The sequence below is a fragment of the Pantoea eucrina genome (assembly GCF_020079945.1).
GTDB classification, from domain to species: Bacteria; Pseudomonadota; Gammaproteobacteria; order Enterobacterales; family Enterobacteriaceae; genus Pantoea; species Pantoea eucrina.
The window spans coordinates 313,277-336,331 of record NZ_CP083450.1 but is presented as its reverse complement, the minus strand read 5'-3'; the positions used below and the strand labels follow the sequence as shown (position 1 = coordinate 336,331).

Below are 23,055 nucleotides of genomic sequence, written 5' to 3'. Positions count from 1 at the left end.
GGATCATCAGATACTGTCGGTCCAGCGGTAAGCCGGATGATAACCCAGGATGCGCATTGCCTTTTCGCTGCTCAGCACCGATTCATTGCCTGCAAATTGTTTACGCTGCTCAACTTCAGGGTAGTAATGGTCGAGAAGTTCCTTTGTGGGGATTCGCATGCAGGTGACATCACTGGTAATAAAGAACTCATCTTTGCCCCTGACGTCATATTCGAGAGCTTTTTCAATCGCCTGGGCAACGTCACGAACGTCAACGTAGGTCCACATATTCCATAACCTGACGGCCGGATCGTCCTGCCAGCTTTCAAACCGGGCGTATTCATCCGGCCCCATAACATTAGAAAGCCGGAGACAGGTAATGCGCATATCAGCGTTATTAAGGCAGAACTGACGGGCCATTTCCTCACCCAGCACTTTCGTCAGCGCGTAAATGCTAATCCCCCGTGCCGGGTAGTGTTCATCAATCGGCACATATGGGGGCGCCCACCGATCGTAAGGCACGCCGGTAGGAACCTCGCTCGATGACCAGATGATATTTTTAATCCCCAGACGCCTGGATGCTTCAAATACGTTGAAAGTGGCCAGCATATTGTTTCTGAACTCGTCAGAGTCGGGGATCATCCGGGGATGGGGGATACTGGCGAGGTGAACCAGAGCATCAAAAGCTGCAGGTTCGGGTCGTGAATAGATGTCTTCCCCGACGGAGGAAAGGGCGTCAAGTGTTGCACCAAAATCCTCTAAATCCGCAATCATCGCCGGATGTTTGCTGGTTGACGGTTCTTTCTTATCAATGAGGAACAGGTCATACCCTGCTTTTTCAAGCCACTCTACTGTGACCCTGCCAATTTTCCCTGACGCACCGGTAATGGCTATACGTTTCTTATCTGACATACTTCGTCCTTATGGTTGAGGTGCAAATCAACCCTAAGTTTTGATGACAACAGAAAATTAGCGATGAGCCTGGCTAAAAGCTACGATTACTTTAATTCATCGATCTAGTTTTATTTACAGAACAGGCGGAATCCATCAATCGGCAAGGGTGCTTATAAGGCTTCATAATTAAAGGCCCGCTTTTCGCTCATAGCGGACGTCATACGCCTCTCTTAGTGTTCAAAACTACCGCAGAGTAAACAACGCTTAAGCAGTGCGGCTTTTAAGCGACGTGAAGCCTGCGGCCTTAAGCGGTCGCGTGTTCGGGCAGGCATCGTATTCATTTTGGGACTACAGTTACCGGTGAGGTTGTCATTGACTCGTATCAGGAGGTGTATTCAGTGTTTGATCACGACGACGATCAGGAGAAACCTGTCATCGGAGAGGCAGCACTCAACCTTGCAATGGCGGGACAGGACATTAACCAGCGAACCCTGACGGCGGAGCTGGATTTGATGGCTGGTAACGCTACTAACGCGGTCAGGGCGGAGAAAATCAGAAAAGCCAGACACTGGCTCAATGGTTTCTCTCAAACTGATATGCGCGACAAGGCTGGGCTGCACTTAAAGATGAAAGCAGACCCGGACGACGACAGAAAACATCACTAACCGTTGCCCGGCCCCGGCCGGAAGACGACGAAGATAAGCCAACCTCATAACGGGCGCGTCCGACGCGTACCGGCCGGAGAAACTGTCAGGGATGACACCCGGTTGTTAACTTAGGCAACACCAATCAGAACGGGCAAAAGATAAATAACCTGCCCCACCCCCATCACAAACTTCCTGTTCTGTCAGGCTGGGGAAGGCGTTTAGTGACGGTCAGAACGCGTGGCAAAGAAGACCACGGCGGCTCCAAGAGCGACAACCAGCGTATCTTCAATCAGGCCGCTTCGGGTCTGTCCGATTTTTGTTATCGCCTTTTTGCGGGCTGCAAGCGTGGCATAAGCCAGTGGCACCGCGGCAGAAATAGCCACCGCGGCCCCGGTCTTCTCTTCGCCACGAGGTGCCAGCGCGGCACCGGCAATCCCGGCACTGGCCACGCGCGCCGAGAGGCCAAGAAACACAGTGCGGTCCGGTGCTGATTTCATTTTGTCGCCATACAGCTCCCCTGCTCCCATCGCTAACGCCCCATATTTAAAGAGCGGCCGATCCAGCAGCAGCAGAGCGCCTGACGTATTGCGCTTCGCAAGACGTGCCGCAGCAAGAGCCGCCATCGGCGTCATTGAACGGCAACTGGCGACCACGCCAATCAGGGCAGAATAAACAAAACGCGTTATTTTCATTATTGGTTTTCCGGATAGTGAGAGATCTATTTGCTCTTACGCTCCGCCGGGATATAAGGCAGGAACGCGCTATTTAACAAGCACATTTACATGGTCACATTATCTGAGTGTTGGGAGCTATACTGCCAGCAGCATGCCTGCTGGAATAATCAGTATAGATGAGCGGTTTGAGCGTGCAGAAAGAAGAGAAGCGGGCGGGTAATAGTGGAAGCATTCAGGCATGTCAGCGTGTTGCATGCCTGAATGTGAATATCGACTATTCGATCTGTCAGAACTGCCAGGAAACGCTGACGTTCATATTTCGTGGCTCACCATAGACGTAACTGTTCATATAGCTGTAGTAGTGGCGATCAAAGAGATTATCGAGGTTGGCCTGTACCGCAACCTGTTTATTCACCTGATAGCGCGCAAACAGCGATGCCAGCGGATAGCTGCCCTGATATACCCGTACGCTCTCACCGCTGGCGTTGGTCACATCCTTAAATACCCGATTCTGCCAGTTAACGCCGCCGCCAATAGTCAGGTCAGGAATAGCGGCCAGCTGATAACGGGTGAATAGCTTAAAGGAGGTCTGCGGCTGGTAACTGTTAAAGCGGCCACTTTTGTCACGCGCAACATAGCGGGTGGCACCAAATGTCAGTTGCAGATTATCAGTCAGTGCACCATTCAGTTCAAACTCGGCGCCTTTACTCACGGCACCTTTAGCGGCGACATAAGCCTGCTCGCTGCCATTCAGGTAGACACCATCAAGTGCCTGACCGACATCATCCTCTTCGATACGGAATATCGCCACGGTGGCGGTGAGCAGGCCATCGTTCCAGGCAGATTTCAGCCCGGTTTCGTAGCTTTTTCCGGTTACGGGTGACAGGTAGCCGCCTCGGGTATCGCGATAAGTCTGCGGCAGGAAAATAGCAGTGTAACTGCCATAGGCGGACCAGGTATCGTTGATGTCATACACCAGCCCTGCATAAGGCGTGGTGTTATTTTTAGTCGCCTCTCCGCTGCTGCCGGTGGTGCTCCACTGGGTATAGCGCGCGCCAACAATCAGTGACAGCGGATCGGCCAGCGACAGACGTGCTGCGCTGTAAACGGATTTCTGCCGCACCGTGTCATTAGCGTTGCGATACCAGCCCTGCCACGCCGGCTCCGCTACATTACCGCTCCAGTGGTTATCAAAAATACCCATATCGGCTGCCGTGATCTCACGCGCTTCTGCATCGCTGAAACCATCCTGGCTATACGTTGCATTGTGCTGCCGGCTGTAACTGGCACCCGCCATTAACAGATGCTGACGACCAGCCAGCTCAAACGGGCCGCTGGCGAAGCCATCGACAGAGTCCAGTTTACGTTTGCCGCGATCCATACTGCCGTAGCCGGTCGTACCCTCACCGCTCTCCCGATCGGGATTGCCCATCACATAGAGCAGCTTATCGCTGAATGTGTTTTCAGCGTGCGTGCCGTTAACATGAACATTCCAGCCGTTATCAAAGTTATGTTCAATATCGGCAAAGACTTTACGAGAGTTGGTATTATACCGCGCCCAGTTGGCTGCTGAATTCAGGCTGCGATCGTAATGGGTGGTGGCATTGTTACTGTAAAACATCGGCAAACCGCCCCAGGTTGGGTTGCCGGTGTTGTTATCTTCGTAGTCATATCCCAGTGACACGGTGGTGCTTTCAGAGAGATCGGCATCAATGACGCCGTAGATAAACTTTTTGGTCTTCTGATAGCGATCCAGCCAGCTCTGCTGATCAGTGTAGCCACTTACAATGCGGCCACGCAGGCTGCCATCCCCGTTCAGCGGAGAAGAGAGATCGGCCACATAACGCTGCTTATTCCAGCTGCCATAGCTGGCACTCAGCGTTCCGGTGGCGATTTTGCTGTCGGCATGTTTGCGCACCATGTTGATTGAAGCCGCCGGGCTGCCTGCGCCGGTCATCAAGCCGGTTGCACCGCGCACGATCTCAATGCGGTCATAAATAGCGGAGTCGGAAGCCGCATCGCCATAATTCCATGCGTCGTTGACTAAAGCCGGAATACCATCAAACGTAAAATTGCTGACTTTGAAGCCGCGCGAATAGTACTCAGAGCGTTCACTGTCGACAAGATTAGTGGATATGCCGGTAACGTTGGTTAATACATCATTAACCGACTGCAAATCCTGATCCTGCATGCGCTGCTGTGTCACGACGCTAAGAGACTGCGGTACATCGCGCGGTGTCAGCATCAGCTTAGTGCCCGCACGGGTGGTCTGCACCGCATAGTTCTGGTTACTGAGCGCACTGTTATCGGCCGAATCAGTGCTGACGATCATCTCCTGCGCATCCTCCTCTGCCGCCCGGGCGGGAGTGAGAAGGGAATGCACGGTCAGTGCCAGTAATGAGATGCTGAAGAGGTTATTGAACCCTGATTCCCTGCTACAAAAAGCCATAAACTCTCTCTTAAACATTGGTATTAGGTTAAGCAGTGATGCGCTGTTTTTATATTTATCCGTTCAGCGCAGGCAGGCAGAGGCCCGCAACATATGAGAAAGACAATGATAATCATTTGCTTTAGCAATTATCTAAAAGATTCCATTGCAAATGTAACTTCATGTAAACATCATAATATTCAGTGATATAGGGAGTTAAAACCCGGAAATAGCGGTGGTTTAGGTTATACCGATTCAGAGAAAGGCAGAGTGCAGGAGGTGATCAGCGATGATTACGGGAGAGATCGCGGTGCCATTCAGGCAGGCCATCCATAGCCTGCCGCTTGCATACAACAGACCCGCTGTTATTTATAGACGGTAGCGGTAGCTGACATCTTTGAACCCTCTTTTGCAGAGGTGATGACGTAGTATTTACCGCCCAGTTCATCTGCCTTTTTGGAGAGATCGGCTTTGGCATCTGAAGGCGCAGTCTGCTCTTTCATCGAGCTTATCTTGCCCACTTCCTGATACTGGCTGGCCTGTTCTTTAGTGATCTCCTGCGCGGCTAAAACAGAGCCAGAGGCAAGTGTTCCCAGAAACAGAGCAGCAGCGGCCATTATTTTACGTTTCATACATTAGTCCTCGTGAAATAAAAAATAACCGGATATCCCTATAAACAGATAGTTCAGAATAAAAATAAAGCAACGTTCTTTCAGGAGATTTTTTAATTATGCGGGCAGACAGCTTTTACCCGCAGCCGGCTGTCCGGTCCGGTGATACGTGCGTGATGTCGAAACGGCCACTTTCTTCCTGAATACAACGGCCTGCCGGGCGATTCACGGTAGCGCGAGCGCTTCCTGCGAAGCGGCCGCACGTTATAGCCAGCGGCAGGCGTCGCCGCGCGTAAATATATATATACTGCCTTCAAACCACCCGCCGGTTTTATTATCACAGGCAGCATTTCTACTTTTTCACAGCAGATCGCTGCATCTGATATTTATTTCTGTATGACGGCCGTTGCCAGGATGATATTTATTTTTCCGGGTCGGGTAACGCAGCAGGTGCGTGTTGCTCTTTGGCGATAATTGAGCGTTTATCGTAAACGCTATATGCTGTATAAGCCGTTCGCCCGTCGGCCGAAAAGCTGCTGCTGCACTCGTCCGTTGCTCAGCAGCCCGGATTAGCCTGAGTAAAGGTTTGCCTCAGATGGATGCCTGCGACCAGAACAACCTGTTGCCTGAAGGAGAGATATGATGACCATAATGGATGCGCTGCTGGCATTCAGCTTTGCCGCGCTGTTACTGACTCTGACGCCGGGCCTGGATACCGCGCTGGTATTGAGAACGGCAACGGTTGAGGGACGAAAACAGGCGGTTCACGCGGCGCTGGGTATCAGCACCGGCTGTCTGGTCTGGGGAGCCGCCGTGGCGTTCGGGCTGGGGGCGCTCATCGCAGTGTCGGAACTGGCTTACGACATCCTGAAGTATTGTGGCGCGCTCTACCTGAGCTGGCTGGGCATTAACATGCTGCTGCGTCCGAGAAAGCAGCTGACGCTGGCGGATAATACCGCTAAAAAAGACTCAAACTGGTTTTTGAAAGGCGTGCTCGGCAATGCACTCAACCCTAAGATTGGCATTTTCTATGTCTCCTTTTTACCGCAGTTTATTCCGCAGGGTCACTCACCGGTACTCTGGACCTTTATTCTGGTCGGTATCCATATTGTGATCGGGACGAGCTGGTCGATGGCACTGATAAGCGCCACGCGCCCGCTGGCAACGATACTGCGAAAAGAGAAGGTCATTCGCTGGATGGATCGTACCACCGGCGCCATTTTTCTGGCCTTTGCTGCCCGTCTGGCCCTGAGCCGTCGCTGAACAGCGCGGCTGCGGTAAACCTGCCGCAGCCGGCCTGAAACGCTGCTCAGGCCGGCAATGGCCGCCGCTTAAAACGACCAGCGAACACCGGCATTGTAGTGCCAGCCGTGCGCGCCGTTCCCGTTAACCTCTTTGCGATAATCGGTTTCGGCATAAAGTGACACATCCCGGGTGAGCGTCGCGGTGCCGCCAAGGCCGACATCCCACATCTGACCAAACTTACCGCTGTCAAAACGCTGACTCTCCGTGCCGTCAGCAGAGCCGGCCCGGGTTTTCGCCGTTCCGCCCCAGCCGCGATAGTAGTTTGCGCGCAGATAAGGCGTGTACTGCCGCAGGCTCTCATCCTGCCACGTGCGGTCCAGCCGCGCCCCGAGCCGGCCAACGGTCTGCTCATAACGATCCCAGGAAACCCGCGTCTGGTCCCGATCGGTCAGGCTGTCCATATCGAGACGCTGCCAGGTCAGCTGCGCCTGGGGTTCGATACGCCATCCCTGCGTCAGCTCAATGGCGTAGCCTGACTCCAGTGAAGCCGCCCAGCCGCTGCCTTCCGGCGAAGCCACCGCTTTTTGCCGCATGATGTCAGTTTCGCCACGATAGCGGTTCCATGACAGCGAGCTGTCAACATAGAGGCCGCTGCTATGCTGCCAGGTGCCATACAGCGCCACGCTGTCGCTGTCGAAAGCGGTTGAGCTGTAGCCATCCACCGCGTGCGGACGAATACGCGTGTTGCCGCGCGTCCAGGCGATACCGCCGCGCAGGCTATCGTCTGCGCCATCCAGTCGGATGACGTTACCGCCGAGCTGCGCCGCGCTGTAGTCAAGGTCAGCGTCATAGCCGTAGTGACTCAGGCCGCGGTTGCTCTGATAGTGCAGGTTGGCTCCCAGGTAGCGAACAAACATCTCACCGCCCGCTGCATCGGGATCGTGCTGCTGGCGCAGCTCGCCCAGCCGCTTGTGCAGATCGTCCGTGATCGCCAGCGTATAGAGTGCCAGGCCAACCGGCGCTGAGATATATGACGGGAGCTGCGGCGTTACCGCCCTGCGCAGGCCGGTTTTGCCATTGCCTGGCCGCGGCTGACAAAGCTCGCCGTCTGCGCAGACAAACGTGTTAGCCAGACGGTAGTCGCGGAAATCATTACCGCTGCCGCTAAGCTGACGTTCACTGGCGGCGCTGCTGCCTGGGGCAAAACTATACAGGCTGTATTGCCACGGGCCTGAAGCAACATACCCCTGCTTCAGAACAAAACTCTGCGGAGCGGCTCTGCCCGACACCTGCGCAAGCGAAACCCCCTCCGCCGGCCCGATGATTCCGTCACCGTTGCGATCCAGCTGCGGCGCGCCGCGCAGAACATCATCAATCAGCGTCGTGCCGCTGACGTTACCGTTAACGCGCAATATATCGCTGCGGGTGGCCGCAGAGTTAAGCCGCAGCGTGCCGTTTGCCGAAGCCAGATCGCCGTTAAGCGTCAGCGAGTTACTGGCCTGGCTGCTGCCATTGGTCAAATCCAGCGTACCGGCGTTATTCACCTGCAGCGAGGTGGCGCTTCCGCCCTGCAGCAGCGGCTGAATACCATCCCCTGCCAGCAGGGTCGAATCCGCGTCAATATTGATGGTACTGTGCGCCAGCCGAAGGTTATCCGTCAGCGTCCAGCGGGTGCCGGAAAAATTCAGCGTGCTCCAGCCGGCGCCAATATTGGTGCCTTTTACCGGATCGTCACTGGCAAAAGATCCGCCGCGCGCCGTAATGTCATGGAGATTGAGAGTACTGCCTGCGCCACCAGCCGTGGTGATGTGCCGGGTATTTTCCAGGCTGATGTTCTGTACGGTGGCGCGGTTATTTACGCCGCTGCCCATTGTCAGACTGCCCTTCAGCGTGCCGCCGGTGACAATCAGCGTATCCTCTCCGTTACCGGTATGCACATCGCCGGTTACCCTGCCGTCCAGCAGGGCAACAACATCCCGGGCCGCTCCACCCGCCACCACCACAGTCTGCGGATTGGGTGCCGTCACGGTGCCTTCATTGATAAAGACCGACGCACCGCCGCGCAAATCGATGATGGGTGCCACCAGGCTTTGTGACGTGATACTGCCCTGGTTAATCACCCGCCTGGCGGTGCGCGTCACTACGGCGGATCCGCCGTTAGCGGACTCAATGGCAATCGTTCCTGCGGTGACAACATCTCCGGTTGTATTGGCACGTATGGCGGTGCCCTTACCGGGCACCGTGATGGAATAGCCCTGCCCGATAAACAGATCGTTACGCGTTGCTGAACCATCTTCATTCGCAAACAGATAGCCGGTTCCGCCTTCGCCTGTGACAATCTGCGCACTCCCTTCGCCGTCAAAAGAGACGGCTGAACGGATACCGGCTCCGCGCCCGGTTTCCAGCCGCACATTTTGCAGTGAAATAGCGGTAATTCCGGCACGGTTATTGATGACGCTGCCACGACCATAAGCGCCCAGCGTGATATCGCTGGCCTGGAAAAACTGCGCCCCGTTATCCAGCAGCACGCCGTCGGCGCGTCCGCTGGCGGTAATGGTACTGTAGCCCTGACCATCACCCTGAACCGCCAGACCGCCACTGTTGCCGACCCGCAGCGCGGCGATCCCGTCATCTACCTGCAGACGACTGCTCTCGCGCGGATAGTAGTAACCATAACCACTGCTGGCATCGATGCCGGTGCCCGAGGCGATACGCACGCTGCCAAAGTTAAGAAATGACGCGTTGTCATGCACGCGCACGCCCGTACTCTCAGGGCCGGTTAAATTCACCACGCCCTGATACTGATTGAAGATCGCTGAATAATAACCCGCGTCGAAAGCGGTGATCTGCCGGCCGCGACCGGTAATGTCAGAAGCGGCATAGACGGTTGCCCGATCGCCCGACGCTATTACGCCGCTGGTATTGTTGCCGTTAAGTGCAATGGGACTGGTGACAATCCCCTCACCCCGTTCATAGACGCGCAGCGCCGCAGCCCCTCTGCCGTTCACGTTATACCTGTCAGTGCGGTAGGCGTAAGACGTACTGCCGGAGACCGACACGCCGGTCGTATCAGCCCCGCTCAGCGTTACCGTACCGGGCTCACGCGCATAGACATCGCCTCCGTTGCTGGCCTGGTAAAGCGTTGAGCCGGCTGTACTGACGTCTGTGCTGCCTCCGCTGCTGAAAATAATACTGTCCGTGTCCGTCACCTGATAGCCGACCTGGTTAGCATGATGAAACACCACGCGACTTGTTGCCCCGCTGTTGATAATGGCGTTCTTTTCGGCGCGGGCACCAATCACATTGGCCCCGTACAGATTGATAATGCCGTTCTGGTTCAGCACCGCCTGCTCGCCGCTGGCGATCGCGCCCAGCGTTGTCTGCTGGCTGCCCGATCCGCCATACACATTTAACACGCCGCGGGTGGTTATTTCTGTGGTCGGGAGGTTCTCCCCGGGGGTGGCGAATCCCCCGGCGTATAAGCCGGTTCCCCCGCGCGTCACGCTGATATCGCCCTGATTGATGACTTTCGCCCCTAGGCGCGCGAGGATCCCCACCGATCCTTCTCCTCCTGAAGTGATGCGACCGGTATTCACCAGCTGCGCCTGGTTTACTGCCGCCAGTCCCACCTGCGCATCCGCCAGCCCGCTGATAGCGGCATGGCTGGTCAGCAGCGTGCGGCTATCCGGCAGGTAATCAGCGCTGATATTGCGGCCGCTCAGATCATATTTATACCCGTCAACCGTTGCGGCACTGGCGCCTTTGCCCGTCAGGCGCAGCCGGGTGGCAGCACTGAGTGTACCCTGCGCACCGCCTTCTATCCGCATGACGCTGGCGCCAGCACCTACATTGAATGTTGCATCACGCGTCACAATATCGCTGCCCCTGCCGCTGCCCACGATACCGGTGGCGCCCGGTGCGTTGAGCGAGAGCGTAGTACCGCTGGCGCTGAAGTCTGCGCCATCCGCGAAGCGAAATAGCGTACCGTCGGGGCTGGAGGTGGCGTAGCGGCCGCTGGCGGGCAGCCGGAGACGTGCGTCCGGACCACTGATAAAGAAACTGATCTGATTACGGCCCTCTCCGGCGCGCGGCACCGCGCTGGCGGCCACCTCCACCCGGGCGTTTCCATCTGCACGCACACCGATAGCCGCATCGCCCTGTAAATTGATCCGTCCGCCCAGCGCGGCGTGCGCCTGAGCGCCCTGTTCGCCGGTTACCCAGACGGCGGTATTCTGCGTGCCGCCAGGGAGGTCAGCATGACCCCTGACATTGATGGTGCCGGTAGACCAGGCGCTGGCGCGATGGTTCTGCATGGCAAGGATGCGCAGGCCGGTACTGTTATCACCGTTAAGATTGATTGTTCCTGCGTTGCCCACCCGCCCGTACTGCCCGGCATTCAGCACCAGCATGCCGATGTTTTCCAGCGGCTGAGGCTGTGCCCGTCCGTTGATATCGATAACGCCGTTATTCAGCGTCAGCGCAGAGGGTGCATTTTCCACGCGCATACCCACGGCGTTCTGCACGCGGGAGCCGATGACAATACGGCCATTATTGATCGCGCTGCTGTTGTGGCGTTGCTCAATAGCACTGACGCCGCCGCTCAGCGTAACCGCGACATCCTGCGTTCTGTCCGTTTTGCGGTTTTGCGGCGAGCGCCCGATGGCGATGGTGCCTTGTGCCGTGTTAATAAAGTGCCCTGCAGCGCCTAACGTAACCCCTGCCGCTGAACTGTTATTAACCACATCCGTGACGCCGACGTTGATGCTGCCGCGGTTAATCGCACTGCCCTGATTAATCCAGATGGCGCTGCTTTCCTGGCCTTCAGGCGCATCGCCGGGGGCAAGATTAATCACGCCATTATTGGTAAAACGGCTGCCGTTTTTTACCGCAACGGCCTTACCGATATAGCCCAGCGTGCTTCTGTCGACACCCGTGCCGCTGGCGTTATTCAGGAAGCCGGCGTTCAGCGTGCCATTGTTGATTCCGGTGCTGCCCGAGAGAAGTGCCAGCGCCCTGCTCTCAGCAATCCCGGTGGCGGTCACGGCGAGCTTGCCATCAATGATTGCGGTCGCGCCGTTGCTGGCCTGCATCGCCGTGCTGGCGTTGATGACCTCAAGCGTACGCCCTGCAGAAATTTTCACGCTGGCGTCACGACCATTCGCACTTAGCACTATCCGGTCGCCCGCCGGCAGCCTGACTTCATCGCGGCGGTTGCCGGCACCGGTGCGATAAACCACGCGGCCTTCATTAAGCGAAAACGCTTTATTAAACGCGTTGCCATACTCCTCCTGCGTAATATTGTCATTCAGCAGCTGATTGATTAACCAGTCATTATAATTTCTTAATTCCGCAAGGGAGGCTACCGTGAACGTGGTGACTTCGCCATCCCGCGTATTTACGCTAAAAGTCCCGGTATATCTCACCACGCTATCTCTGCTCAGCGTCAGTTAATTATTTGCGGGAGGTGCCTCAACGGCGGTGAAAGTAACACGATTATTACTGTTCCAGTTCAGATGGCCGCGCTGTGCCGTGGTAAAAAGCTGGCTTTGCCTGGCCGCCATTGACCAGCGGTTTGTGTCCGAACCTGCGATTTTTTCAGGTCGCCCGATATTAATATTAAGCGTGCCGCGCGTAACTGAGGCGATGCGGGCATCTATATATTGACGATCGTTTACAGCATAAAAGTCCTCTGCCTGTGTCTCTGTATTAATTTCTGGTAAATCTGTAAAGGCTAAGCTGTCATAAACATGAAAGGATTTATAGCTGTTGTTTTCGGGATCGGGAATAACGATATTCAGATTTTGCTGCCCGACGTTAATACGGGGTTGCCCCGTGAGCGTATCGGTAACGATCCGGCCCTCACGCTGCAGCTCACCCAGCGTTGTGCGGGTTACGCCACTCACCCCCGGCGTGAACTGCGGCAGCCCGGTCAGCGTCCGCACTGAACCATCACGCAAATACAATGCACCCGCTTTATAATCATTATTTTCAGGCGTATAGGGCTTTAATATCTCCGCCGATGCATTTAAAACCGGAAACATCATACCTTGTGCTGCAATAAGGGCCAGAAGTACAGGATTTAATTTAAACACGATATTTTCCTCAGCTGAGAAAAAAGCAAAACCTGAAAACAGAACACGGCTTTCAGGCATCGGCAGAGCGTATTTATTTTGGAAATGTCAGATAAAAGTAATCAATGCGCAGACAATAACATCACGTTACTAATGTATTGTCCAGCCTGGCTTACGCTTCGTTAGCGCATAAATCATAAATTAAGATAAAAGCCTTTCACATAGATTTATTTCGGCGGAGCTAAAAAATTCATTAACCAATTAGTTATTAAAAAGAATGAAAAGAATAAAAGTACCGTTTATTAACATACATTATTAACCCGACACTCAGAAAAATCACAGCCACACCGATTAGCCAAATGCATAAACCAGCGAAAGCTGCGAGCTGCTTTATCGTGCGCATAACCTGTTTCAGCCACCCGGTCAGAGAGGAGGGAATGGCGATTTAATCCTGATAGCCAGCCTGATGCCCGTCACAGATGCGAGGGCAAGCAGAAAAACTGGTATGCGACGTCACGGCGGGCTTTTGCCTGGTACATGGCGGTGTCAGCCTGCTGAATCAGTAATTTAGCGGATAATGTCGCAGGTCGCGCCTGGCTTATGCCGATGGCGGCCCCGATGCTTATCGTCCTGCTGTTGATGCTGAAAGGGGCATTGAAGCTGGCAATCAGACGTTCAGCAAGCGCAGAGGCCTCCCGGCGATCGCGGCATCGGGCTGCTACCACAAACTCATCGCCGCCGAGTCGGGCAACCGACTCATCCGGCGCCAGGCAGCTCTGCAGCCGCTCGCTTATCTGTAACAGCAGCGTGTCACCTGCCGCATGGCCCATTGAATCGTTAACGGCTTTAAATCCGTTCAGATCGAGAAACAGCACCGTGACAAGGCGCTGCTCCTGCTGCTGTGCGAGCAGGGCGTCAACCTGCTTATAAAACCAGGAGCGGTTTGGCAGGCCGGTCAGCGCGTCACGCATCGCCTGCTGCTCCAGCTGCAGCATTTTCTCTTTGTCGCGGGTGATATCGCGCGATACCAGTACCGCACCGATGTTCTTTCCCGTGGAGGGATCGGTCACGCCGCAGGCTTTTGTGCCAAGCGTAATATAGTGGCCATTGCGATGACGTTTGTGCACCTCCACCACATCCGGCTGCTCCCCCCCGGCGAAAATAGCACTCAGCACCGCGGCTGCAGGTGCGCGATCGTCAGGGTGCAGAAAGTCCGTCACCCGCTGGCCCAGCATCTCTTCGGCTGACCAGCCAATCATTTCGCTGTAGGAGGGAGAAATTGAGACATACCGCCCTTCGGCATCGCAGTGAGCGATAAGATCCGTGCTGTTTTCAATCAGCAGGCGATATTCAGCGGCCGTGCGCAGCGCCTCCTCCAGCGCCTTACGCTGTCCGGTGACATCCAGTACGAAACCGCTGTACTGCAGGTGTGGCGCTTCCGCCCGCTCGCCCGGCAATCCTGACACGATGACATGGCGCAGGGTGCCATCCAGGCAGTTGATCGGCACTTCAATATGAAAAGGCTGTACGCGCTCCAGGGCCGCAGTCAGCAGCAGCGCAATTTTTGCATCCTCATCAGCCTGGGCGATGCTCAGCCACTCCCGTAGCGTGACGCCTTTGAGCGCAGGCATCAGGCCGGCAGGGCACTCCTGGCTGGTGACGCAGATCCCCAGGGCGTTGGTGGACCAAACGGCGGATAAGATAGGTTTGATCGTTGTGCTCATGATAGCTGGACCTGGTTTATTCTGACGATACTCAAAGAGCATAAAACGTATTGTGGCAGATATCCCGATCGCCCGGCTTGCTATCCTGCACGCGCGTAAAAGAACGATGATAGTCAGAGAATCATTTTACGCCTGCCTGATTTGGCAAAACGTCGCTGTTTCTCTGACCCGATACAAAAACTGACGCAGCACAGAAGCGTTATCGGCTGACCCGCCTGCAATCTTTAATCGGTAAAGCGTTATTCCCCGCGGCGGGCAGCGAGAGCCTCCTTTTACGGCAATCTGCCCCGTCCTGTCGCTGTACAGATAACACGCAAAGTGAGTCAAATGGAAAAACTGATGCAATCAACCATGCAATCAAGTTACGCCTTGATTATGGCTGTGATATACCTGTCTGCGTAACGTCCTGAGACAGGATTTAATATGATTACGCCGCTTTTTACGCGCTGGGCAGCCCTGCTTCAGCAGCAGACGCAACGTCCGGCCTATCTGCGCATCGCGGATTTCATTGCAGAGGGCATCAGTACAGGCGAATTGCCTTCACGCTACCGTCTGCCGCCGCTGCGTGAACTGGCTGAAACGCTGGGTCTGAATTACACCACGGTAACGCGCGGTTATGCGGAAGCGCGGCGCAGAGGATTAATTGACTCACGCCCCGGACTCGGCAGCTTTATTCGTGCACGGGCATCAGCCTCTTCAGCTCTGCCTGCCAGCACTTATGAAATGACCATGAATGCGCCGACAGAGCCTGCCGGTGCCGCCGTTGAGGAAGCGCTGCGCGCAGGAGCCATCAACCTTTTTAACCAGACCGACATGCTGAGTCTGCTGCGCTATCAGGATTTTGGCGGGACGGCAGAGGATAAAGCAGCAGCGATGCGCTGGATCGGGCGCAAACTTCACGTAGAGAGCGAGGCCGACGTGCTGGTTTGTCCGGGCATTCACAGCGCTCTGATGGGCATCATGACGCTGCTGAAGCGCAGGAAAGGTGCGGTCTGTGTCAGCAGCCTGATTTACCCTGGCATGAAGGCGATTGCCAGTCATCTGGGCGTGCGGCTGCAGCCGGTGCTCTGTGACGCGCAGGGGCCCGATCCGCTGGCGTTTGAGGCGCTGTGTCGCAGCGGCGAGATCGGCGCATTCTATATCAACCCGACGCTGCAAAATCCGACCACGATGACGATCCCGGAAGCGCGCCGGCGGGCGCTGGCTGAGTGCTGTCAGCGCTATAACATTACGGTCATTGAAGATGACGCTTATGCGGCGCTCAGCGATGCGCCGGTGCCAACGTTTGCCGGATTAATACCGGAACTGACCTGGTATCTTACCGGCCTGTCGAAGTGCTTTGGCCCCGGATTGCGGATCGCGTTTGTGAAGGGCCCTGACAGACAGATGATGCAGCTGCTTTCCGGCGTGCTGCGGGCGCTGACGGTGATGTCCAGCCCGCTCACTAATGCGCTGGCGCGGCAGTGGATCAATGACGGGACGGCAGATCGCATGCTGATCGCTATCAGACAGGAGGCGGGCATCCGCCAGCAGATTGCAGCGGCCTGCCTGACCGGATACCCGTTTGAGGCTGACAGCGCAGGCTATCACCTCTGGCTGCCGCTGCCCGGTCTGGTCAACGCCAACGCCTCCGACATCGCGGCAAAGCTGCGTGAAAAAGGGATCAGCGCCGTCTCCGGTGCCGCGTTTTGCACTGGTAATCTTCCTGCTGACGCGCTGCGCATCTGTCTGGGCGGTTCTCAGTCGCGGCAGCAGTGTGAAGAGGGCCTGAAAATTCTGGCCGCCATGCTGGCCGATCCCATCCACTTTTCCGGTATGGCGATTTAGCAGCGTGACGCTAACAACAGCCAGTAAAACGTTAACTCCATCATTATGGGCAGATAAGGTTTAAAACATGAGCAATCAACTTAATGCGCTTCTGCAGCAGGAGCTGGACAGCATCAACCGCGCGGAAAAACGCAACGATCGACCCTATTTCGACGTATCGTTTATCCGTCAGTACCCGGGCCTGTATGGCCTGATGTGTTTCCTGTTTGTGCTGACCATGGCACTTTTACTCTACTCCGACTCCTTCGGCACAATTGAGTATGTCGTCTGCTGTGCCATTTTTGCCGTCTGTAACTTCTTTTTCTTTTTTCACGTGAACCCGTCTTACCGGGTAAAAGATATCGATAAAGGCGCATGGAAGAACTGCTATACCGGCGACTGGTACATGGAAGTTTACGTTCGCGAAGCCTTTATTCATGACCTGCTCAATGGAGATGTACTCACCGAAAGCGAAAAAGCTACCCTGCAGGCGCAGTATGCCCGTAAAGGCCATCTTTACTTTGCTGATATTTACCGTCTGAGAACCCGGTAGTCTGCGGAACTGAAAACAGCCTGCTGGCAGGCTGTAGAGTGCAGGTTGCTGTGCGGCATCAGGCCGGATTAATAGAGTGTCTCTTTCAGGCGACCAGGGAGTGCCGCATCGTAGGCGCCGGCGTCAATATCCTGCGAAATGCTGTTCAGTATGGAACCGGTGCTTGGCAGCGCCTCCCGCGTAATTTGCGTCGCCGGATCCCAGAGCCGGGAGCGAATGATGGCCCGGCTGCACTGGAAAAAGACGCTCTCAACGGTGATGGTTAACACCGTTTTTGGCAGCTGATTATTCATCGCGAAGCGGGTAAGTAAGGCGGGATCGACGCTTATGGTGGCGGTTCCGTTTACGCGCAATGTCTCCCCGATACCCGGGATCAGAAACAGCAGCGCTACCCGATTATCATGCAAAATGTTGCGCAGGCTATCGATACGGTTATTGCCGCGTCTGTCCGGCAGCAAGAGCGTGCGCTCATCCTCAATATGCACAAAACCTGCCGGATCGCCTCTGGGTGAAACGTCCAGCCCATCCGGTCCGCTGGTGGCCAGCGCGACAAAGGGTGAGGCGGCGATAAAGGGACGATACGCCGGGTGAATATGATCGGTGACTTTGGTCAGCGACGGTTTCGCCACCGCGCCGTAGCACGCTGCAAGCGCTCTTAAATCGGTAATCGTATTGCTTCCATCCGCCATTGCCGGAATCCTGTGTTTAACGGGCCTGCCGCTAACGTAAGGGATGCATTACGCCGGAAGCAACGCGCGAATGGCATATTGCTGCGCCGCTGCACACTTATTTTCATCTGCACTCGTTCTCAGGCTGCCAGCTGCCGCCAAAGGCGACAGGAACCAGATCGGCTTCTGCTGCACCGCTGCGTACCAAATCCAGAATAGCCTCTGCCACCAGCGCAGGCGCGTGCAAAAGCGCAGCACTTTCTGCCGCCTGAGCGCAGGCCTCGGCCTGTCCCGCTTTTACCGAATGATAAAACGCCGTTGCCGTTACGAAAGGATAAAGCAGTGACACGCTGATACCTGCTGAAGCCAGCTCCAGACGCGCAACCGCCGAAAGCATATTCAGCGCCGCTTTGGCACTGGTATAGGCAGCAGAGCCGCTGTATGTTCCGAGTGTGGCACCCGAGCTGACGTTGACTATACTTCCGCCTCCCTGCTGACGCATAACGGGCACCACCGCCTGCATCATCTGTAGCGGGGCAATAAGATTGAGCGCCAGCACCTCTCTGAAGTCGCTGACGTCGATCGCTTCCACCGGCGCGTACAGCCCCTGCCCGGCATTATTTATCACGACATCGACCCGGCCCCAGCTGGCGATAACCTGCTGAACGGCCCGCGCGCATGCTTCTGATTGGGTAAGGTCACAGGCGATTGCCAGCGCCCGTGTGGCCGGAACAGCCAGCGCTTCAAGGCGTTCGCGCCTGCGTGCCAGCATAGCGACGCGCGCGCCCGCCTGTAGTGCTGCACGCGCGGTCGCCTCGCCGATGCCGGACGACGCTCCTGTTATGATGACTACCCGGTTATTCAGTTCCATTCTTATCCTCTCTCTGTCATAACATCACCATGCTGCAGGCTGCGCAGACTGTTCGATCCTGAGAGTAATATGTCCGGAGCGTGCTCGCGCCAGCATACCTGCCCGATTTTTGCCCGATTCTGCTTTTATGCAGCATGACCGCTGCAGGAGTGAACGCGATACCATGATGAGTGAGACGCTGAGCGCGCTGGCGCTTGAAGTGTTGCAGCGTGCAGGTACAGGCCTGATGCCGGCAGGTATACCGCGCCTCGATCTGTTTTGCGTCACCGCACCCGCTGACCTGCCGCTGGAGGTTTATCACCCCTTTGTCAGCCTGATTCTGCAGGGTGAGAAGGTGCTGCATATGGGTAACGAAACGGTGTGCTATCGTGCAGGCGAGTTCTTTATGGCCGCCGTTGATCTGCCCGCAGCCGGCAAAGTCACCGTTGCCAGCGAAACCGCCCCCTATCTGGCTATCCGGCTGACTATTGATATTGCAGCCGTAAGCGAGCTGATGTGCCAGCTGCCGGCGACGGCTATGCCAGCTGTGCAGCGCGGTTTTGCGGTGGGTGAGGCAGAAGAGGCGCTGATTGACGCCTGGCTGCGTCTGCTGCGTGCCGGAGCAAAACCGGATGACAAAGCGATCATGGTGCCGCTGCTGGAGCGGGAGGTACTTTATCGCTTGTTAAGCGGCGCGCAGGGAGGAGTATTGCGGCAGATAGCGGACCACAGCAGGCATTTTGCCAATGTGCGTAAGGCGATTACCCATCTTCAGACCTGTTATAGTGACCCTTTCAGCGCCACGTTGCTCGCTTCCCTGGCTGGCATGAGCATTTCCGCATTTCACCGCCGCTTTAAAACCAGCACCGGGCTTTCACCGCTGCAATATCAAAAGCGTCTGCGGTTGTGTGCCGCACGTAAGCAGTTACTTATCCGGCAGGGAAATATTGCTGCTGTTGCCCTGGAGGTGGGCTACCAGAGCCTGACGCAGTTTACGCGCGAATATACCCGATTGTTTGGCGAGCCGCCTGGCCGGGATAGCCGCACAAGCGTACGGCGCGGTTAAGAATGATAAAAAAAGGGCCGACGTCAGACGTCAGCCCTGATACACCCTCAGGCGTATTACTGGCCCAGCAGTTCGCGGCGCACGATATCAGCACCGGCGCTCAGCGCATCCAGCTTGCCGCGAGCAACCTGACGCGACAGCGGCGTCATACCGCAGTTGGTGCAGGGATAGAGCTTATCCGCATCGACAAACTGCAGCGCTTTACGCAGCGTTTCCGCTACCTGCTCCGGCGTTTCGACAGTATTGGTTGCCACATCGATGGCACCGACCATCACTTTTTTCCCGCGGATCAGTTCAATCAGCTCCATCGGCACGCGGGAGTTCTGGCACTCCAGTGAGACGATATCGATATTTGAGCGCTGCAGGCGCGGGAAAATTTCTTCATACTGGCGCCACTCAGAACCCAGCGTTTTCTTCCAGTCAGTATTGGCTTTAATGCCGTAGCCATAGCAGATATGTACAGCGGTTTCGCACTGTAATCCCTCAATGGCACGCTCCAGCGCCGCAATACCCCAGTCATTAACCTCATCAAAGAAGACGTTGAAGGCAGGCTCATCAAACTGGATGATATCCACGCCTGCGGCTTCCAGCTCTTTGGCTTCCTGATTGAGGATTTTAGCAAACTCCCAGGCGAGTTTTTCGCGACTTTTATAGTGACCGTCATGCAGCGTGTCGATCATGGTCATCGGGCCAGGCAGCGCCCATTTGATCGGCTGAGTGGTCAGCTGACGCAGGAATTTTGCATCATCAACAAATACAGGTTTAGTGCGTGAAACTTCACCTACCACCGACGGTACGCTCGCATCGTAGCGGTTGCGGATCCGCACCGTTTCGCGCTTTTCAAAATCCACGCCGTTGAGATGCTCAATAAACGTCGTCACAAAATGCTGACGCGTCTGCTCACCATCGCTGACGATATCAATACCGGCCCGCAGCTGGTCGTCGAGGCAGAGACGTAGCGCATCGCGCTTGGCATCTGCCAGATCGTCACCCGCCGGTTTCCACGGGGACCATAATGTTTCCGGCTGCGCCAGCCATGAAGGTTTCGGTAAACTGCCAGACGTCGATGTCGGTAATAACTTTTTCACTATAGATAACCTTTTTTCCATTAATCAGTGCGCAAACTCAGCAGACCATTGCTCCAGACGAGTCTGGTAAGGTTTGATAAAATGCTGTTCGGTGAATTTACCCTGCTCAACCGCCAGATGCGTACGCTCTTCACGGTCATAAACGATGCGTGTCAGTGAATAATCCTTGTGTGACAGGCTCGGCTGATACTCCTGTCCGGCCGCTGAGTTCGCGTTGTAGATCTCCGGACGATAGATTTTCTGAAACGTCTCCATCGTGCTGATGGTGCTGATAAGCTCCAGATCGCTGTAATCACGCAGCAGATCGCCGGCAAAATAGAAAGCCAGCGGCGCAACGCTGCCCTGCGGCATGAAATAGCGCGCCTGCAGGCCCATTTTGGCAAAGTAGTGATCGGTCAGCGAATCCGCGTCCTGCCGATATTCAATCCCCAGAACCGGATGATGATTACCGGTACGGTAATAGGTATTTTTACTGGAGACGCTCAGGCAGATAATCGGACGCTTGCTGAAGCTGGCTTTATAGATATCTGAGCTGACGAAGCCTTTGAAGATATTGCCGTGCAGATCACCGAAGTTTTTCGGCGTACTGAAACCGGCCTGGTTTTTGTTGTGCTCAGATAACACAACGCTGAAATCGTAATCGCGCACCCAGGAAGAGAAATTGTTCCCGACGACGCCTTCAAAGCGCTGCCCGCTTGTTTTATCAACTACGGTTGTCTTCAGGACTTCGATGACCGGAAACGGCTTTTCATTTCCCGCCGGATCGATATTCAGCTCAACAGAGATGATATCCAGCTCAACGGCATAGCGGTCAGCTTTCGGGTTGTCCCAGTGCGCCAGCGAGTTAAAGCGGTTATCAATCATCTTCAGTGCGTTGCGCAGGTTTTCCTCACGCATTTCACCCCTTGCCAGATTGGCGAAGTTAGTCGTGATACGCGTGTTTGCAGAAGGATTATAGTTTTCGTCAAAACGAAGGCTTTTAATTGAAAAGGTAAATTCTTTGTTCATCGTAATTTCTCACCTCAATTTCTGATGTAAACCTGCTTCTCTGTCTGCCTGTACAACCGACGCTGAATGCTGATTTGATATAACCATTTCCTCAATGGGCTGACTCTTTTATGCCTTACTCCCCTGCTGAAAAAAAGTGATTAAATTTCACCGAACCTGAAGCTTTTTCATGTTCAGATGGGCAGCGGCTTCATTAAGCCCATAACTAAATTGAAATGAAGGCAGGCGTGAACCGAAAGGCGCATAACCTTATGTTTTTTAAGGCGCGATTAATCTGCACCCCGTTTAATCAGGATGAATAAATCTCAACATCCACATTTTCACTTAGCTGAAAATATTTGAGTCAGGCGAGCTAAGGCACCAGCCACCGTCCTGTCCATCCGTTCGCCTGCAGTAAGAACTCACGGCGCTGATGAGGTTCGCTACTAACATCAAGCGACTCAACACGCTCTATCATGATGCGTATCAGCGCAAAATTTTCCGGGGGGTCAGCTAACGAAGCGGAGGCGTGTCCGCTACGCAGCGCATCCGGATCATCAAGGATCCCACCGGGTGAATCAGGCGAGTAAAATAACTGCTGCGCAGCGGGCCGCAGCTTCTGCCAGACGGTACGGCGCAGTTCGCCTTCATCCACGCAGCCTGCCTTACCCTCAAGACGCAGCTGAAAGCTGTTCTCCGCATCCCAGCCCAGCAGCGAAACTTGCGGATTATCTCTCATCTCCTGCACTTTGGCGCTGCGCACGTCAGTGGTAAACAGTAAGGAAGCTGGCGCGAGGCTGAAATCGCGCAGCACTATGGTTCTGATCTTAGGCTGTGCATTCTCTGCCACGCTGGCCAGCTGCATCAGGGTAAAGGGTGAGCGCGCGCTGACCGCATGAGTCAGCTTTTGCCAGATTGCCTGCAGATGCGCATCCGGTAAATGTGCCATAACGTCTCCTCGCGGCTGAACCGGTTAGCGTGAAACCAGCGCGTCTATCGCCTCTGCAACGGGTGTCTCTCCCGCCGTCAGCTCAATAATGACGCGGGATACGGCAGGCTGATGGACCAGCGCCGCCAGGGTGGCTGCAACATCGGCACGGGCAATCGTGCCATAGGCAATTGCCGGTCCGGCGCTGATTTTGCCGGTTGCCGGCTCATCTGTTAACGTGCCGGGACGCAGAATAACCCATTCAAGCGCGCTGGCGGCGAGAACCACGTCGGTCTGTTTTTTTACGCGCATATAGTTTTCAAAAGTGTCAGAAAGCTGCCTGCTACGCCCCGCTTCCGGAAAGGCGGAGACCAGAATAAAGCGTTCAATACCGGCCCGCTGTGCGGCTGCAACTGACTTAGCCAGCCCGTCGCCATCAACGGCATTTGTCATCGCCTCTCCGCCTTTTCCGCCGGCACCAGCGGTGAAGACCACGACTCCACATCCCTGCATCAGTTCGGTGAGTTGCTGTTCATCGAGGGCAACCAGGTCGCCTCTGACAGCCTGGATACCCTGCTGCTGCAGGCTGGCTTCCTGCTCAGCGGTACGACACAACGCCCGTGCCGTCACGCCGGCACGGGTCAGCTGCTGACCCAGCTCACGACCAATCTTTCCTGCACCACCCACAATAAAGACATCTTTCATGCTGATCCCCCTGTCACAAAGGCTGAAATATTTATCGCAATACGATGTAATTTAACCACTTAACTCTAGCGCAAATCTCCGGCGTTGACCGGCCCGGACGCAACCGGGATAATTTGGAAATAATCGCTTCA

At 55.4% G+C, this 23,055-nt stretch carries 18 protein-coding genes; 5 read left to right on the top strand and 13 right to left on the bottom strand.

Features of this window, described 5'->3' with window-relative positions:
• Positions 1-6: 6 nt before the first annotated feature.
• Positions 7-891: an NAD-dependent epimerase/dehydratase family protein gene (locus tag LAC65_RS18165; RefSeq protein ID WP_071668146.1), complete on the bottom strand. Its 885-nt coding sequence runs from the start codon at positions 889-891 to the stop codon at positions 7-9.
• Positions 892-1,271: 380 nt separating this feature from the next.
• On the opposite strand from LAC65_RS18165, the gene LAC65_RS18160 reads away from it, so the two are divergent.
• Complete coding sequence (locus LAC65_RS18160; RefSeq protein WP_192415519.1) at positions 1,272-1,538, top strand: hypothetical protein; 267 nt, start codon at positions 1,272-1,274, stop codon at positions 1,536-1,538.
• A gap of 200 nt (positions 1,539-1,738) precedes the next feature.
• On the opposite strand, the gene LAC65_RS18155 is transcribed toward LAC65_RS18160, so the two are convergent.
• The 3 genes from LAC65_RS18155 to LAC65_RS18145 all read right to left on the bottom strand — a co-directional run bounded on the left by LAC65_RS18155 (position 1,739) and on the right by LAC65_RS18145 (position 5,254).
• Positions 1,739-2,212 (bottom strand): hypothetical protein, encoded by a 474-nt coding sequence (locus tag LAC65_RS18155; RefSeq protein WP_192415517.1) that lies wholly within the window; start codon positions 2,210-2,212, stop codon positions 1,739-1,741.
• A 268-nt stretch (positions 2,213-2,480) separates the two neighbouring features.
• Positions 2,481-4,643: a ferric-rhodotorulic acid/ferric-coprogen receptor FhuE gene (gene fhuE, locus LAC65_RS18150; RefSeq protein ID WP_192415515.1), complete on the bottom strand. Its 2,163-nt coding sequence runs from the start codon at positions 4,641-4,643 to the stop codon at positions 2,481-2,483.
• Positions 4,644-4,987: 344 nt separating this feature from the next.
• A complete protein-coding gene (locus tag LAC65_RS18145) occupies positions 4,988-5,254 on the bottom strand; it encodes a YdgH/BhsA/McbA-like domain containing protein (protein WP_192415513.1) in 267 nt (88 codons plus the stop codon).
• A 621-nt stretch (positions 5,255-5,875) separates the two neighbouring features.
• On the opposite strand from LAC65_RS18145, the gene LAC65_RS18140 reads away from it, so the two are divergent.
• Positions 5,876-6,496 (top strand): LysE family translocator, encoded by a 621-nt coding sequence (locus LAC65_RS18140; protein ID WP_192415526.1) that lies wholly within the window; start codon positions 5,876-5,878, stop codon positions 6,494-6,496.
• A 68-nt stretch (positions 6,497-6,564) separates the two neighbouring features.
• Here LAC65_RS18140 and LAC65_RS18135 read toward each other — a convergent pair whose 3' ends face one another.
• The 3 genes from LAC65_RS18135 to LAC65_RS18125 form a co-directional block, all read right to left on the bottom strand.
• The gene (locus LAC65_RS18135) at positions 6,565-11,904 is read right to left on the bottom strand and encodes an autotransporter outer membrane beta-barrel domain-containing protein (RefSeq protein ID WP_224144885.1); all 5,340 of its coding nucleotides are present in this window, start codon (positions 11,902-11,904) and stop codon (positions 6,565-6,567) included.
• A gap of 21 nt (positions 11,905-11,925) precedes the next feature.
• Positions 11,926-12,630, bottom strand: a complete 705-nt coding sequence (locus LAC65_RS18130; protein ID WP_203025760.1) for a hypothetical protein — start codon at positions 12,628-12,630, stop codon at positions 11,926-11,928.
• Between the two features lie 392 nt (positions 12,631-13,022).
• Entirely contained in the window at positions 13,023-14,273 is a 1,251-nt protein-coding gene (locus LAC65_RS18125; RefSeq protein WP_145339719.1) for a sensor domain-containing diguanylate cyclase, read from the bottom strand.
• A 423-nt stretch (positions 14,274-14,696) separates the two neighbouring features.
• Between LAC65_RS18125 and LAC65_RS18120 the strand changes: the two genes are divergently transcribed.
• Positions 14,697-16,100 carry an aminotransferase-like domain-containing protein gene (locus LAC65_RS18120; protein ID WP_040113834.1) on the top strand — a complete coding sequence of 468 codons (1,404 nt, stop codon included), beginning with the start codon at positions 14,697-14,699 and terminating at the stop codon, positions 16,098-16,100.
• A gap of 67 nt (positions 16,101-16,167) precedes the next feature.
• Positions 16,168-16,632, top strand: a complete 465-nt coding sequence (locus LAC65_RS18115) for a YlaC family protein (protein ID WP_040113832.1) — start codon at positions 16,168-16,170, stop codon at positions 16,630-16,632.
• A gap of 68 nt (positions 16,633-16,700) precedes the next feature.
• On the opposite strand, the gene LAC65_RS18110 is transcribed toward LAC65_RS18115, so the two are convergent.
• Positions 16,701-17,321 (bottom strand): pyridoxamine 5'-phosphate oxidase family protein, encoded by a 621-nt coding sequence (locus LAC65_RS18110; protein ID WP_040113830.1) that lies wholly within the window; start codon positions 17,319-17,321, stop codon positions 16,701-16,703.
• Between the two features lie 103 nt (positions 17,322-17,424).
• Complete coding sequence (locus LAC65_RS18105; protein WP_040113828.1) at positions 17,425-18,171, bottom strand: SDR family oxidoreductase; 747 nt, start codon at positions 18,169-18,171, stop codon at positions 17,425-17,427.
• Positions 18,172-18,334: 163 nt separating this feature from the next.
• Here LAC65_RS18105 and LAC65_RS18100 point away from each other — a divergent pair, with 163 nt between their 5' ends.
• Complete coding sequence (locus tag LAC65_RS18100) at positions 18,335-19,216, top strand: AraC family transcriptional regulator (RefSeq protein WP_224144884.1); 882 nt, start codon at positions 18,335-18,337, stop codon at positions 19,214-19,216.
• Between the two features lie 56 nt (positions 19,217-19,272).
• On the opposite strand, the gene LAC65_RS18095 is transcribed toward LAC65_RS18100, so the two are convergent.
• From LAC65_RS18095 to LAC65_RS18080, 4 genes are all read right to left on the bottom strand, one after another.
• A complete protein-coding gene (locus LAC65_RS18095; RefSeq protein ID WP_040113826.1) occupies positions 19,273-20,304 on the bottom strand; it encodes a methionine synthase in 1,032 nt (343 codons plus the stop codon).
• Between the two features lie 24 nt (positions 20,305-20,328).
• Positions 20,329-21,312, bottom strand: coding sequence for a DUF1852 domain-containing protein (locus LAC65_RS18090; RefSeq protein WP_040113825.1), 984 nt, complete (start codon positions 21,310-21,312; stop codon positions 20,329-20,331).
• A 352-nt stretch (positions 21,313-21,664) separates the two neighbouring features.
• Positions 21,665-22,240 (bottom strand): pyridoxamine 5'-phosphate oxidase family protein, encoded by a 576-nt coding sequence (locus tag LAC65_RS18085; protein WP_040113823.1) that lies wholly within the window; start codon positions 22,238-22,240, stop codon positions 21,665-21,667.
• A gap of 24 nt (positions 22,241-22,264) precedes the next feature.
• Complete coding sequence (locus LAC65_RS18080) at positions 22,265-22,924, bottom strand: NAD(P)H-binding protein (RefSeq protein WP_040113821.1); 660 nt, start codon at positions 22,922-22,924, stop codon at positions 22,265-22,267.
• Between the last annotated feature and the right edge of the window lie 131 nt (positions 22,925-23,055).